General features: G+C 37.1%; 15 protein-coding genes. 3 read left to right on the top strand and 12 right to left on the bottom strand.

Annotated features, from left to right (window positions below):
• Positions 1-44 precede the first annotated feature (44 nt).
• The 10 genes from EUC40_RS08935 to hutP form a co-directional block, all read right to left on the bottom strand.
• Positions 45-656, bottom strand: coding sequence for an alpha/beta hydrolase (locus tag EUC40_RS08935; RefSeq protein WP_156574517.1), 612 nt, complete (start codon positions 654-656; stop codon positions 45-47).
• Positions 657-680: 24 nt separating this feature from the next.
• A complete protein-coding gene (locus EUC40_RS08930) occupies positions 681-1,619 on the bottom strand; it encodes a ring-cleaving dioxygenase (protein WP_156574515.1) in 939 nt (312 codons plus the stop codon).
• A 335-nt stretch (positions 1,620-1,954) separates the two neighbouring features.
• Complete coding sequence (locus EUC40_RS08925) at positions 1,955-3,529, bottom strand: FMN-binding glutamate synthase family protein (RefSeq protein ID WP_156574513.1); 1,575 nt, start codon at positions 3,527-3,529, stop codon at positions 1,955-1,957.
• 67 nt (positions 3,530-3,596) lie between these two features.
• Positions 3,597-4,724: an alkene reductase gene (locus EUC40_RS08920; protein ID WP_156574511.1), complete on the bottom strand. Its 1,128-nt coding sequence runs from the start codon at positions 4,722-4,724 to the stop codon at positions 3,597-3,599.
• Positions 4,725-5,317: 593 nt separating this feature from the next.
• Entirely contained in the window at positions 5,318-5,779 is a 462-nt protein-coding gene (locus EUC40_RS08915) for a CarD family transcriptional regulator (RefSeq protein WP_176547482.1), read from the bottom strand.
• Between the two features lie 281 nt (positions 5,780-6,060).
• Positions 6,061-7,032 (bottom strand): formimidoylglutamase, encoded by a 972-nt coding sequence (gene hutG / locus EUC40_RS08910; RefSeq protein ID WP_156574509.1) that lies wholly within the window; start codon positions 7,030-7,032, stop codon positions 6,061-6,063.
• Positions 7,011-8,282, bottom strand: a complete 1,272-nt coding sequence (hutI, locus tag EUC40_RS08905; protein ID WP_156574507.1) for an imidazolonepropionase — start codon at positions 8,280-8,282, stop codon at positions 7,011-7,013. Before hutI ends, hutG begins: the two co-directional genes overlap by 22 nt.
• Before the next feature lie 12 nt (positions 8,283-8,294).
• Positions 8,295-9,953 (bottom strand): urocanate hydratase, encoded by a 1,659-nt coding sequence (gene hutU, locus EUC40_RS08900; protein WP_156574505.1) that lies wholly within the window; start codon positions 9,951-9,953, stop codon positions 8,295-8,297.
• A 23-nt stretch (positions 9,954-9,976) separates the two neighbouring features.
• On the bottom strand, positions 9,977-11,494 hold the full coding sequence (gene hutH / locus EUC40_RS08895) for a histidine ammonia-lyase (protein ID WP_071711336.1): 1,518 nt from the start codon (positions 11,492-11,494) through the stop codon (positions 9,977-9,979).
• Between the two features lie 104 nt (positions 11,495-11,598).
• Positions 11,599-12,039, bottom strand: a complete 441-nt coding sequence (gene hutP / locus EUC40_RS08890; RefSeq protein ID WP_000926516.1) for a histidine utilization transcription antiterminator HutP — start codon at positions 12,037-12,039, stop codon at positions 11,599-11,601.
• Between the two features lie 194 nt (positions 12,040-12,233).
• Here hutP and EUC40_RS08885 point away from each other — a divergent pair, with 194 nt between their 5' ends.
• On the top strand, positions 12,234-13,181 hold the full coding sequence (locus EUC40_RS08885; RefSeq protein ID WP_156574503.1) for a class I SAM-dependent methyltransferase: 948 nt from the start codon (positions 12,234-12,236) through the stop codon (positions 13,179-13,181).
• A 13-nt stretch (positions 13,182-13,194) separates the two neighbouring features.
• Here the strand turns inward: EUC40_RS08885 and EUC40_RS08880 are convergent, their stop codons facing one another.
• Positions 13,195-13,767 carry a DJ-1/PfpI family protein gene (locus EUC40_RS08880; protein ID WP_156574501.1) on the bottom strand — a complete coding sequence of 191 codons (573 nt, stop codon included), beginning with the start codon at positions 13,765-13,767 and terminating at the stop codon, positions 13,195-13,197.
• Positions 13,764-14,351, bottom strand: a complete 588-nt coding sequence (locus tag EUC40_RS08875) for an AAA family ATPase (RefSeq protein ID WP_208814647.1) — start codon at positions 14,349-14,351, stop codon at positions 13,764-13,766. The genes EUC40_RS08880 and EUC40_RS08875 overlap by 4 nt, the downstream gene beginning before the upstream one ends.
• A gap of 245 nt (positions 14,352-14,596) precedes the next feature.
• On the opposite strand from EUC40_RS08875, the gene EUC40_RS08870 reads away from it, so the two are divergent.
• On the top strand, positions 14,597-14,893 hold the full coding sequence (locus tag EUC40_RS08870; RefSeq protein WP_071711331.1) for a hypothetical protein: 297 nt from the start codon (positions 14,597-14,599) through the stop codon (positions 14,891-14,893).
• Positions 14,894-14,996: 103 nt separating this feature from the next.
• Positions 14,997-15,437, top strand: a complete 441-nt coding sequence (locus EUC40_RS08865; RefSeq protein WP_156574497.1) for a DUF2621 domain-containing protein — start codon at positions 14,997-14,999, stop codon at positions 15,435-15,437.
• Positions 15,438-15,441: the final 4 nt, after the last annotated feature.

Here is a 15,441-nt window from a genome sequence, read left to right as displayed (position 1 = left end):
GCATCTGCTAATCGTTAGCAGATGCTTCTTTTATTATTCATAGCTTATAGAATTATTTTATCATACCACTCTTTTGCTTTTTCCACTTCACCCATTGTTAATTGATGCCCTCTATTTTCCCAGTGCATTGTTACATTAGCATTTGCAGTTTCTAATAATGTCTTCAATTCCTCTGACTCAGAAGGTGAACAAATCGGATCATTTGTTCCAGCAGCAATAAATACAGCTTTCTCTGCTAAATCCGGCAATTTCATCCCTCTTCTAGGCACCATCGGATGATGAAGCACAGCACCTTTTAACGCATTTTCATAATGGAACAATAAGCTCGCCGCAATATTTGCTCCATTTGAATAACCGATAGCAACAATGTTGTTTCTATCGAATTCATATTCTTTAGCCGCTTCATCTAAAAATCCATTTAATTCCTTCGTACGGAAAATTAAATCCTCTTCATCAAAAATACCTTCTGCTAATCGGCGGAAGAAACGCGGCATCCCATTCTCTAACACATTTCCACGAACACTTAATACTGAAGCTTCCGGATCAATTATTTCTGCAAGTGGTAATAAATCTAATTCATTACCACCAGTACCATGAAGTAATAACAACACTGGCTTTGACGTATCTTTTCCTTTTTGAAAAACATGTTTCATCATAATCCTTTTCCCCCTTCAATCACTTTAATCTAAATTTCTTACTTCAAACGGTAAAAGCGTTTGTTCAATCTGTTTTCTATGTTGTTCATATTGTTCCGGTAATTTTAATTCCTCGCCCATCGTCTCTAACGATTCGTCATGAGCAAAACCAGGAGGATCTGTTGCAATTTCAAATAAAATTTCCCCGTTTTCTCTAAAATAAATCGCATTGAAATAATTTCGATCTTGTACAGGAGTTACGCCGTATCCAAATCGAGACACATGCTCTTTCCAATCTAGTTGATCAGCATCGTCACTCGCTCTCCAAGCAATATGATGAACTGTTCCAACACCCATCTGACCGCGTCCGATTGTTGATAATTTCAAATCAATAATATTTCCAATGTCAGCAGAAGAACGGAATCGTACGAACTCACCTTCTTCTCCAACTTTCTCAAGACCCATTACATGCTCTAACAACTCAGCTGTTTTTTGAGGTTGTGCCGATAAAAGAACAGCGCCACCAAATCCTTTAATTGCTACTTCTGGCGTAACTTCTCCAAAAGTCCAATTATTTAATTCGCCTTCTTCTCTTTCAACTAATTCTATATGCAAACCATGTGGATCATCAAATTCTACATACTGTTCTCCGAAGCGAGTCATCTTCGTATATGGAATATCAAATTTCTCTAATCTATTTTCCCAAAACTCCATTGCCCCTTTTGGTACAACATAAGAAGTGATACCTACTTGACCGTCACCAATTATTCCTTGACGAGCACCTGCCCATGGGAAAAACGTAATAATTGTTCCAGGTTTTCCTCCTTCATTACCAAAATAAAGATGGTACGTACCTGGATCATCAAAATTTACAGTTTGTTTTACTAAACGTAAGCCTAATACACCAGCATAAAAATCTACATTCTCTTGTGGGTGTCCTACAATCGCTGTAATATGATGAATCCCCATTGTTTTCTTTTCCATTTCGTCCACTCCTTTTTTATTTCATTATAAAAATTGCTTTACATTAAAATTCATTATTCATTTTGTCCATACTGCAAAGTAAAATCCGTCATGATAATTTTATCTTTAATTCAAGATATTAATCGCAAATTTACATACTAAAATCTAACCTATTGAAATTATCTCGAATTCGAGATAATTTCTAAAAAATATCCATCAATCTATAATTATACTAAATCTTTATTTATCTCGAACTCAATATTTATTATAAGTTACTTACTTTTCATTGTCAACAAGTTACTTATTTCATTTCAAATAAAAAAGTCATACAAACGTATGACTTTTAACAAGTATATTTATCTCCTATTTACGATAGGGAACAATTCCGACAGCGGAACAATTCTTCCCCTTTCATCCTTAAACACAATATGCTCTCTCGTTAAATGACGCGGACTCTTCACTCCCGCTGCTGCCGCTAATGAAAATAAACTATATCTCATGCTAATAATATAATTCATTACCCGCCATTTCTTCTCGTATGGGTCTAACGCTTTTTGATAGTGCGGATTTGTCGTGGCAACACCTGATGGACACTGTCCGGAATTACATTGAAGCGCCATAATACAACCGCTCGCCATCATAAATCCACGCGCTGAATTTACAGCATCTGCTCCAATCGCTAAAGCAATCGCTACCTTATCAGGGGTAATTAACTTCCCGGAAGCAAACACTTTGAATTTATTACATACACCATAATGATTTGCTGTATCAATGCATGTAAGTAGCGCTGGAATAAGCGGTAGCCCCATACTATCTGCCATCGATTTATATGTCGCACCTGATCCTCCTTCCGAACCGTCAATTGTTATAAAATCCGGATACACATTTAATTCTTTCATTGTTTTAAATAAATCTTCCAAAGGCGCCTGCTGACCAATTACAATTTTCATCCCGACTGGTTTGCCACCTTTTTCTTGCAACTGTTGAATAAAATAAAGGGCATCCGCTGCATTATTTAAAAATGAAAATCGATTCGGTGAATTAATTGTCTCTCCTTCTCGTACATTCCGAACAGAAGCAATTTTCTCATTTACTTTTTGCCCCTCTAAATGACCACCACGTATTTTTGCACCTTGCCCAAATTTTAATTCAAATGCTTTAATGTTACTTTCTTTCGCCTTCTCCATAAATTTCTCCATTGAAAAATTACCATCCTCATCACGGTATCCAAATAACCCTGGACCAATTTGTGCAACAATATTCGCACCTGTATGTAAATGTTCTGGAATAACGCCACCTTCACCAGTATTGATCCACGATCCGCCTGCCATTTTCGCTCCAAAGCCGCTCGCTAAAATATAATTTTCGCCTATCGCACCGTAAGAAGTTGCTGATGCTCCAAACATGCCATGTAGTTTCCACGGATATTTGCGGTTTTCACCGACTATAATTGCATCTTCTTCTTCATACAGCCAAAGATTTGTTGTATCCGCTGTCAACTTTTCTCTTCTTGAAAATAACCCTTCTTTATGAATCACATACTTTTTACCTTCTCGCTCTTGCAATAGATTCACACTTAATTCCTCAGTTAATATCGGAAACAATGTATTAGCAATATAATAGCCAGAAGCTTCAAAATCTCGTTTCGATCCAAAACCGAGTATTTCAGAGCGATACTTCGCTAAAAACATAACACTTTGAAAGTCGTAACGTGAAAAAGGTTTTCCATCCGTATCGTGATCAAACCAATATTGGCGGAATTCTGGTCCTATCTTTTCGAGTAAGTAACGCATTCTTCCTAGGTATGGATGTAATTTCAAAATAGAGTGATGCGTCCGTTTTTTTATAAAAAATGTAATGATAAAGAAGACGATTAAAAGCAACATTAAAAATAGTAATATGCTAATAATAACGAGTAGCGTTTCACTCATCCCGCTTCCCCCTATGAAATCCCATAATAAAAGGAGAACACTCTACGTGTTCTCCTTTTATCTTTATTCACACTAATGTTGCAAGATGCTCTTTCGCGTCATATTCAACTAAACTTTCAGCATGTTTAATTCGATGAACGAAGTCCGGATTTGCAATTAACGGTCTTCCGAATGCAGCTACGTCAATTGTTCCTTCTCGCAGTGCTTCTTCAGCCTCTTTCGGATTTAAATTACCAACACCAACAATCGTACCATCCCAATATTTTCTTACTAATTGATGAAAATTCTTTCCGTCAGCAATCACTTGCGTATAATTCATCGTTGAAGGGTGAATCATCGTTAATCCAATTTCTTTAAACATATTTACGAATGTTTCAATTGCCAGCTCAGGGTTTTCCCACATATAAGTAGGATTATCACCTTTAAAAGCAGAGAAACGAAGAAGTGTTTTATCAGCTCCAACTGCTTCTATTACAGCCTCTGTTACTTCTTTCATAAATGTTAACCTTTGCTTTAAATCACCGCCGTATTGATCCATACGCTTATTCGCAAATTCATACGTGAACTGATCAATTAAATAGCCGTGTGCACCGTGAATTTCTACCCCATCAAACCCAGCTTCGATCGCATTTTTCGCAGCTTGTGCGTATTGGCCAATAACTTCTTTTATTTCTTCTAACGTCATTGCTTCTGGTGTATCAAACGGTTTACGAAAACGCGGAACATTTCCTTCTGCGGCGATTGCAGACGGTGCTTGTGGCAATTGCCCACCAATTATTTCATGATGACTCATACGTCCAACATGCCATATTTGAGCGATAATCGTCCCACCTTCTTTATGTACCGCCTCTGTAACAGGTTTCCAAGAATCGACTTGTTCTTGTGTATAAATTCCTGGCACTCCTGGATTTCCTTTCGCTCTCGGACTAACGACAATTCCTTCCGTAATAATTAATCCAACTCCGTCAGCAGCACGTTTTCTATAGTACTCCACTACATCAGCACCAACTGCTCCAGTCTCATTATCTGCGAAACATCTCGTCATCGGTGCCATTGCTATACGATTACGAAGAGACCATGATCCAGTTTGAATCGGATTAAACAACTTCGTTTCTTCAATATTTTCAAAAGATCCCCAAGCGTTTATATTTGTTCCTTCATAAATACTTGCCGCTTTATTATTTGAACTTGTCATTTTTCTTCCCCCTAAAAAATTCTTACTACAATCGCATCATACTTACTTTTAGATAGTAACGTCAATTTATACGCCTTTACCATCAAACATTCGAATATCAAAAAATAGAATGATACAAATAAAAAAAGGTTTCCTAGGCAGGAAACCTTTTTGAGTTGACCATATATGGCTAACAATTCGTTTATCTCTTTTATATAAAGAAAATAAACAATTATTATCTCTTCACATATAAAAAACTTTAACAATAGAAGTGAACATGGTTCAGTATTCTCCTAAAAATAATAACTTATATACCTAAAACAATGAAAGCCCTACCTCTCTTTCATCCTTACGGCTCCTCGTCCGTGCCAGTGTGAATCAGGATTGCAAAAATCAAGTAACTATTTTATCGAAGTATTCAATTAAACTTCGAACATTCATAAATGAAATTAAAAAATAAAAATGGATTTGATTGTAGTAATAACAATAGAGGTTAATGCTCTAAAAGTGGTTTGAAAGAGTTGAATGTCTTTGAAATGATAAATTTTCTATAATTATGTTCCCAAAAAATTCAAGATCTTTTTTGGGATATAATACATTATTTGTAATAAATCTTAACAAAAGCTTTTTATCTGATTTTCTGTGATACCTTCAATTAATCCCAGTTCACTAATCAAAAATTCGTGTGCATTATCTAACATCTTCTTTTCGCTTGCATTAAGTGCTTTTTCTTTCTGTATACGCATTAAATCACGCACAACTTCAGCACCTTCTTGTATTTTACCCGTCTTTATTTTATCAGTGTTCAATTTATATCTTTGTTTCCATGTAAGTAATCTATCTGATTCCCCATGTTGAAAAATATCCATTATGTGCGCTAATGCGGTTATATCCGTAACTGGTCGTATATTTGAATTCAATATTCTCCCTGCTGGAATCATTAGTTCCATATTACTAGCCGACATTTTTATAACATAATACTGTTGTTTTTCTCCTGAGATTTCCTTCTCTTCTATGGCTTTAATAATACCTGCTCCGTGCATTGGATAAACAATGTTATCGCCAATTTGAAACAAATAATCCACCTCCATATATGGTAACCTTCTCAAGCTTAACATATATTTAGTTTTTTAGCAAAATTTTTATTTTATCATAAAATTATTTTTCATGTCAATTCTTTCAAACTAAGAAAATAAATTCGTAAAATATCACTAAAAACCCGAAATCTTATTAATTTTCCCACACACATATATATTCTAATTTCACCTTCTCTTTTCACATAAAAACACATTACTACATATAAGTAGTAATGTGTTTTTTATATGGAATCAATAAACATTCCCTATTCATTTCACGCCTATATACTAACCTGCTTACGGACTGTCTCTCTCGCCAAAAGAAAACTCATAATCACTTGTGCAGCTACTCTACTCGTCATATCCCTAAAATCGAGAGTTGGATCAATCTCTACTATATCCATCCCTTGCACGAGAGGTTCTTTGCCAAGGAATTCAATCGCATCTAGTAAAGTTACGCTATCCATTCCCCCAGGGCCAATTGCTGGACAGCCTGGTGCAAATGCTTGATCTAGTACGTCCATATCAAGAGAAATGTAAATAGAGGTCACGCCTTGCTTTCTTAATACTTCAATACTTTCCGTAATAATATCTTTTATTTCTCGCTCTCGTACATCTTTCATTGTATACACTGTCACGCCATGTTCTTTTGCATATTCATGGTATGCTCGTGCATTTGAAAAATTACGAATTCCGATTTGAATGAGTTGTTTGCCTGTAATGACATCATTTTCTAGTAAACTACGGAACGGTGTACCATTTGATGGACCACCATCATCTAAATTACGTAAATCATGATGAGCATCAAATTGAATAATACCGACCTTTCCTTTACTATTTGCAAACCCCGTTATACTCGGAAAACTAATCGAGTGATCCCCGCCAAGAACGATTGGTATCATGTTCGGATTTACTTTCGTTACATGACCAACTGTTTTCGCAATTCGGTTATGACTTTCTTTTATATCCGTCACATGCATCGTAATATCCCCGCAATCATACAAGACACTTTCTTTCATATCGTGTTCTTCTGTAATTGCGTACGTGCTATATGCATCTAACATCGCACGAATTGTTTTTGGCGCAAAACTTGCTCCTGAATGACTAATAGATGGTTTAGAAAGGGGTGCTCCAATTAAAGCAGCACCGAATATTTCTACGCCTTCCTCCCAATCTTTAATCATTTCACTCCATTTCGTCACTTCACGATCGATAAACTTTGCATTTTTCTTTAAATAGTGGCCGTGCTCCACGATTGTTCACCTCTTGTATATGCGATATTACCATTCTTCCATACTGTATTTACATGACTTACGCCGTAATGATACGGTACGTAAGCATAGTTATAAGCATCCCATAAAACTAAATCAGCCTTGCGGCCCACTCTAATTTTCCCAGCTACATCACCACGATTAATTGCGTAAGAAGAGTTAACTGTTACAGCATTCCAAACTTCTTCTGGTGTCATTTTCAGCTTTAGCATTGCAATGCTCATAATAAGCTGAATGTTTTCGGTTGGACAGCTACCTGGGTTAAAGTCTGTAGCTAACGCAACTGCAACACCTTCGTCGATCATTTTACGACCGCGAGCAAAGCTTTCTTTATTTAAATAGAACGTTGTTCCTGGTAATAAAGTGGCTACTGTATTCGAGTTTGCAAGCATTTCAATTCCTTTATCCGAAGCGCCAACTAAATGATCCGCTGATGCTGCACCAATTTCAGCCGCTGCTTCTGCACCACCAAGAGGGTCAATTTCATCTGCATGAATTTTCACATCAAAGCCAAGCTCTTTCGCCTTTAATAAAAACTCTTTTGACTCTTCGACAGAGAACACACCTGTTTCGCAGAAAATATCAACGAATTCAGCTAATTTCTTCTCTTTCATTTCTGGCAGTAGGTCTAACATCCATTGTAAAAATTCTTTTGATCTACCTTTATACTCTTTCGGAACTGCATGGGCACCTAAAAATGTGGAAACTAAATCAATTGCATGCTCTTTTTGTAATTGTGCAGTTGCCTCTAATTGCTTCCACTCTGTTTCATCATCTAATCCGTAACCACTCTTCGCTTCTACAGTTGTAACTCCGAAAGATAGCATACGGTCTAAATGGAATTTCGCTTTTTGAACAAGTTCTTCTTTCGACGCCTGTTTCGTTGCATTTACAGTTGAAAGAATACCTCCGCCTTGTTCTAAAATTTCTAAGTACGGAACTCCTTGCAATTTTAGTGCAATTTCATTTTCACGAGATCCACCAAATACAAGATGAGTATGCGGATCAACAAGACCAGGAGAAACCATTTTCCCGCCGCAATCAATCACTTCTTTCGCTTGTAATCCTTTCGCTTCTTCCGCTGTTCCAACGAAAGTAATTACGCCTTTTTCAATTCCAACCGCACCGTTTTCGATAACAGGAAGCGTGTTCATCGCTTCCCGTCTTAACAAGCCATCTTCTTGATCCATTGTTAGTAATTGACCGATATTTATTAGTAAAGTGTCCAGCATGTTTTCTCCTCCTTATTTCATCATTGGAATGTTAACGCCTTTTTCTTTCGCAGTTTCCACAGCTAAGTCATATCCTGCATCCACGTGACGAACAACACCCATACCAGGATCAGAAGTTAATACGCGCTCAATACGTTTTGCTGCCGCTTCTGTTCCATCTGCAACGATAACCATTCCAGCGTGAAGTGAATAGCCCATACCAACGCCACCACCGTGGTGAACAGACACCCAGCTCGCACCGTTTACACTATTAATTAATGCGTTTAAAATCGGCCAGTCAGCTACTGCATCACTGCCATCTTTCATCGCTTCTGTTTCACGGTTTGGAGATGCTACTGATCCGCAATCTAAATGGTCACGGCCGATAACAATCGGTGCTGATAATTCACCGTTAGCCACCATCTCATTAATGATGCGTCCAAACTTCGCACGCTCACCATAACCAAGCCAACAAATACGTGATGGAAGACCTTGGAATTCAACTTGCTGACGTGCCATACGAATCCAGTTACATAAATGCTCATTGTCAGCGAATTCACGTAAAATTACCTCGTCTGTTTTATAAATATCTTCTGGGTCACCAGAAAGTGCTACCCAGCGGAATGGTCCTTTTCCTTCACAGAATAATGGACGGATAAATGCTGGAACGAATCCTGGGAAATCGAATGCATTTTTCAAGCCTTCATCGAAAGCAACTTGGCGAATGTTATTTCCGTAATCAAATGTAATTGCGCCTTTTTCTTGCATAGCAAGCATTGCTTCTACATGTTTTGTCATACTTTCTTTTGATAATTGTACGTAACGTTTTGGATCTTCTTCACGAAGTTTTGCCGCTTCTTCTAATGTGTAACCTACTGGAATATAGCCGTTTAATGGATCATGAGCAGATGTTTGATCCGTAACTAAATCTGGCGTAATATTGCGCTTCACTAGCTCTGGTAAAATTTCTGCCGCATTTCCTAATAAGCCAATAGAAATCGGTTCTTTCTTCTCTTTATACTCGTTCGCAACAGTTAACGCTTCTTCTAATGATTCTGTATACATATCACAATATCTCTTTTCAATACGACGATCGATGCTGCGCTTATCAACATCAATAGCAATAACAACACCGCCATTCATCGTTACAGCAAGAGGTTGAGCACCACCCATACCACCTAAACCGGCAGTAAGTGTTAATGTACCTTTTAATGAACCATCGAAATGTTGACGAGCTGCTTCACCAAATGTTTCATATGTTCCTTGTAAAATCCCTTGTGTTCCAATATAAATCCAGCTACCTGCTGTCATTTGCCCGTACATCATAAGACCTTTTTTCTCTAATTCACGGAAGTGATCCCAGTTCGCCCATTTTGGTACTAAGTTTGAGTTCGCTAATAAAACACGTGGTGCATCTTCATGTGATTTAAAAATGGCAACTGGTTTTCCTGATTGAACAAGTAACGTTTCATCACTTTCTAACGTTTTTAGTGAATCTACAATCGCATTGTAGCTTTCCCAGTTACGAGCTGCACGGCCAATTCCACCATATACAACTAATTCTTCTGGTTTTTCAGCAACTTCAGGGTCTAAATTGTTCATTAACATACGAAGTGCAGCTTCTTGAACCCACCCTTTCGTTTGTAACTCTGTACCTCTTGGCGCGCGAATTGTTTGTTGTACTTTTTCCATTTCAATCTCTCCCTTTTCTCATTTTATAGTGCTGCGTTTACATCTAATCTTTCTTTTATCGAATAATTCGTTTTTAACCAATGTGCAATATTTTCAATATCCGTTGAGAATATACGATCATTTGTAATAGATGGCACTTGCTGACGACCTTGGTGGTAGAAGCTCTTCGTCACTGCACTCATGTTTTCAATACCGCGATATTCTGCCGCTTGCATCGCACAAATCATCTCAATAGAAAGAACACGTCTTACATTTTGAATAATTTGATGTGCATGGCGTGAAGCAATTGTTCCCATACTTACATGATCTTCTTGGTTAGCTGACGACGGGATTGAATCAACACTCGCCGGGTGTGCTAACGTTTTATTTTCAGAAACAAGTGACGCTGCAGCGTATTGCATAATCATTGCACCAGACTGAAGTCCTGGTTCTGGACTTAAAAATGGTGGTAAGTCATTTAACTGCGGATTTACTAAGCGTTCAATACGGCGCTCTGAAATATTTGCAAGTTCTGCCATTCCAACTTTTAAGAAGTCCATCGCAAATGCAATCGGTTGGCCGTGGAAGTTACCACCTGAAATCACTTTTTCCCCGCCATCAAAAATAAGTGGATTATCTGTCGCGGCATTCATTTCAATTTCTAATTTTTCTTTCACATAATTTAAAACTTGCCAAGAAGCACCGTGTACTTGCGGGATACAGCGAAGTGAATATGCATCCTGTACACGTAGTTCTCCTTGTTTTGTTGTTAATTTACTATCATGAAGGATGTCACGAATTCTGCTCGCTACTTCCACCTGCTCTTTATAACCACGTGCTTTATGAACATTTTCATCAAATGCATCAATAATGCCTTGTAACCCTTCAATTGTCATAGATGCAATGAATTCGGCTTGATAAGCTGTTGCTTCTGCTTCTATATAAGAAAGAACTCCTTGCGCTGTCATCGCCTGCGTACCATTAATTAACGCCAGACCTTCTTTTGCTTCAAGTTCAATTGGCTCAAGACCTTCTTCTGTAAGAGCAACCATCGCATGAACGCGTTTCCCCTTATAGAACACTTCACCTTCGCCTAATAATACGAGCGCAAGATGAGATAAAGGTGCTAAATCTCCACTTGCACCAAGTGATCCTTGTTGCGGAACGACTGGGTGAATTTTACGGTTTACAAACTCAAGAAGCATATTTACAACGAGCGGTCTAACACCAGATACTCCTTTAAGCATCGTGTTCGCTCGTAAAATTAACATACCGCGTGATACTTCTTCAGGGAATGGATCGCCTATCCCACATGCATGTGACTGAATTAAATTATGCTGAAGTGCCTTTACATCTTCTTTTTGAATTAGCACATCACTAAACTTTCCAAATCCAGTTGTAATACCGTAAACGACTTTTCCGTCTTCTACGATTTTCTCAACTACTTCGCGGCACTCCGCTACCTTTTGCATACTATTTGGACAAGCTATTACACCTTCTCCTTCAAGTAACAACCTCTTCATTTCTTCAACTGTCAATGTATGTCCTGTTAACGTAATCATTCTTTTTTCCTCCTTAAAAAGGCAAAAGGGGACCTTATCTTTTTAAGACAGACTTCTGTCCTAAAAAAGTAAGGCCCCCTTCTAACTAATAGACTATGGGCAAATCATATGTGATTAATTCCTAAACCAATCGCCTCATGCTCAGATCCTTTTACAGGTGCACCAATCGTTCCATATAATGCAACAGCAACCCATTCGCCTTCTTTTTTTCCGTCGTATGGTGTACCGCGCACAATCGCAAAGCGAAGTCCTACTGTACGAAGAACGTCTGCTAACTGAATTTGACCTCTCGTCACTCCGTACAAAGCTTCCATAATTGCATGATAAAGTGCATGTGTTTCTCTGTAAACGTCTGTTTCAATAACTTGGTTGCTTTTAGCCGCTGTTTCCATTGCTGCGACAACCTTTTGCGAATTCATAGAACCCACTTTCCCCGTACAATACTTCCAACCTTTTGGGATAGATAATACAGGGCTTTCATTCTCATCCGCAAGTGCCAACAACATGGCCATACGACCAATTCGATGTGTTCCTTGAAGAAGCATGTGACTCTCTCATTTCTTTTAATTATTTGAATATTTCTTAATTTAAGAATATATGAAAACGGTTAAATCGTCAATAGTTTAAACTCACATTCAAACAATTTTTTCATCTTCTCCATTTGTGTACACAAATGATTTACACAAATTTTTCAGGCATGCTATAGTCTCACTAACAGATGCAAAGGGGCGAGATTTCAATGACGAAGCGAAAAGATATTCATTTTCGAATTGAAGAAAAATTACTTGAAAGGTTTGAATCTGCACTCCATTACGAAGGTTTAAAGAAAACCGACGTATTGACACATGCGATTCAGCAATTTTGCACAAAAGTGGAATGCGAAAAAATGAATGATGTAAAACGCCAATACAATGTAAGTAGCCATTTACAAACACGCATCGATACACATAAACATTGCGAAGAAAAACAAGTGAATTTAGATGAAGTCGTCATAGAACATTTACAACTTCAAGGAGATGAAAAAATATTAGAGGTTGGATGCGCTAATGGGAATTTTCTTTCCCTATTACAAACTAACGGTCATAACGGAAGACTAACCGGTTTTGATCAATCGAAAACGATGCTTTCTGAAGCAGCCATAAAGAATAGCATAATTGAATGGAGACTAGGTGACGCTGGTAAACTTCCTTTCGAAGCTAATTGCTACGACTGGATCGTCGCAAGACATATGTTATATCACATGAAAGATGTCGAAAAAACAATTCAAGGATTCCATAAAGTAATTCGTCCTGGTGGCTCACTTTTAGCTACAACAAATTCTAACGTTACATTACCTCGTATAGTTGAAATGTGTAACCGCATGTTAGACGCATTCGATTTGCCGAAAACAACATCATCAGTCACTCCATTTTGTTTAGAAAATGGTAAAGAGATATTACAGTCTGTTTTTCCAAGAGTTGAAGAAGCGGTTATTCATAATGCCCTCGTTTTTTATCATGCTACTCCGATTATAAACTATATTTCTAGCATGTTTCCGTCGCTAAATATACCTGATAATACATATCTTCATGCGGAAATGAAGGAATGGCTAAAAGAAGAAGTAGAAAATGAATTATTACTTCACAACGGTATATGGCGCGATCCAAAAACGTTAGCCATTTATCGATGTCAAAAAGAAAAAAGCTAGCATTCGCTAGCTTTCACACATTTTCAGGTAAAAGCTTCTCCATCATCACATTGCCCTTACCGCCATAAAAATTTGTATTATGTTCGTTCGCTATCCCAAAGTAAGAGGCAATGGCTATTCCGAATGGTACAAATGCATGTCCTTGTGCTGTAATGATATTTGAGTGTTGCACAACTTCTTTATACACAAAATTTTCTACTGGAAAACAATCAAGCTTTTGATAATCTATGGTCACTGTATACGGGATTTCTTTGAATAAGCCTGCTTTTGCTAGCGCATACGGTCCAGCGCAAATAGCAGCTACTAATTTTTCTTGTTCGTGAAATTGACGGACGACTAAAAAGAGTCCTTCTGCATCCTTGATCTGTATCTCATCTCCGCCTGGAATAATAATCCCCTCATATTCTTCCACACGCACTTCCCTTAATTCTATATGTGGTTTCACTTGCAAACCCGTTTCACTTATAACCAATTCTTTTGTTAAACCCGCTGTAATAATTTCAAATTTATTTTTCAGCAATGCTGTTGCTACTGTTATTTCAAACTCCGCAAATGTTGGATATACAAATAAAAGTATCTTTTTCATAGCCCTCTCTCCTTTAACCAATCCATAAAATATACCTCTAAATCGCCCACTGTTAATCTATTAGTGTCCACATAAGTTACCGGAAATTGTTTATACCAATCTTTTTCAGTTTCTACTAATTTAAATTGCTCCGCAAATGTACTTCTGTTTCTTGCTCTATCATTATTTTTTCTATCGTATACATTCTTTTTCGTAACATCTACATAAAAAATCGCATCCGAACGGCATTCTCTTAATTTATATAATTCATCTTTCAATTCAGTTTCTATATCCCACTCTTCCCCTATAATCGTTGGATAAAAAAGTGTATAAAACTCAATGTCTTCTGGTCCACGATCAAAAATCACAACTGAATCTTTCACATTTTGAAACTCTTTTATTTTTGCTTCCATAAACATTTTTTGATTTAGAATAAACCCTTCTTTTGACTTCATATCCAACTTTAATTGTTTTCGCTTTTCTACAATTGGATAAGGATTTTCATATATAACTGAAATCCCGCATCGCTCTAGCCTTTTAGCCAATGTCGTTTTTCCGCTTGCCATCGGTCCTTGGAGTGAAATTATATATGCCATACCTCTCATTCCCTTGCACTTTAGTACATTTATAATATACAGAATTTTGAAAACTATCAACGAAATATATATCATCTTGTTTCTTATTCTTATGTAACTTATAATAAAAAATAGAGATTATGACGGACGCATCAATAATGTAAGCTTGGAAACCCAAGCTTACATTATTTTTTGCTTTCCCTTTTCTAATAAAAAGAGTATACTGGATTAGAACGTATGTTCTTAATGATTACATACAGTAAGGAGATAGCACAATGGTATACGATACAAAAGCAATTTCTTGGAATGAGTCTTTAAAACAGCTTCAACGCCGCTATACAAATAAACAAGTTGACCGAAAAGAATTTGAAGATATTGAACTGATGGAATTCTTCTGCGATAACGACTACATTTCTTTACCTACACATATAAGCGGCCTATCAACAGCACGTTTTACTTCTTACTCTATTTTCACAACAGAAGATAAAGATCGTAAAGTTGGCACATTAATCATTGAATATGTAGAAGATGATAATAATAATTTATGTGTTGAACAACTATACTTCGTTTAAATGATAACGCTTGGTCAAAATGACCAAGCGTTCTTGCTTTCTATGAATCTCACTGTTTATAATATGAATATAAGAAAACCGCAATCATTAAGGGGGGATACGCTTGCTCGAAGGATGGTTCAGTTGGTTTATTGTGCTATGGACTGTTATTTTATTAGGACTTATGTCTATCGGTGGATACTTTATGTTCAGAAAATTCCTAAAACGATTACCGAAAGAAGATGGTATGTCCATTTTAGATTGGGAAGAGCACTATATTAATAAAACGAGGCATTTATGGGGTGACGAACAAAAACAATTGTTAGAAGAGCTCGTAAGTCCTGTTCCAGAACTATTTCGCGATGTTGCTAAATCAAAAATTGCTGGCAAAATCGGAGAACTGGCATTACAAGAAAAAGCCTCTCAAATTACACAAGATTTAATTATTAAAGGGTATATTATTGCTACACCGAAACGTGATCATAAATTTTTAGTAAAAAAACTACAAGAAAAAGAAATTGATTATTCTCATTACCAATCTTTACTAACAAAATACCCCTCATAAAAAA

The organism is Bacillus luti (genome assembly GCF_009739945.1).
Lineage (GTDB): Bacteria > Bacillota > Bacilli > Bacillales > Bacillaceae_G > Bacillus_A > Bacillus_A luti.
Note: the sequence above shows the minus strand (reverse complement) of the source record. Positions and strands in the feature narration are given on the sequence as shown.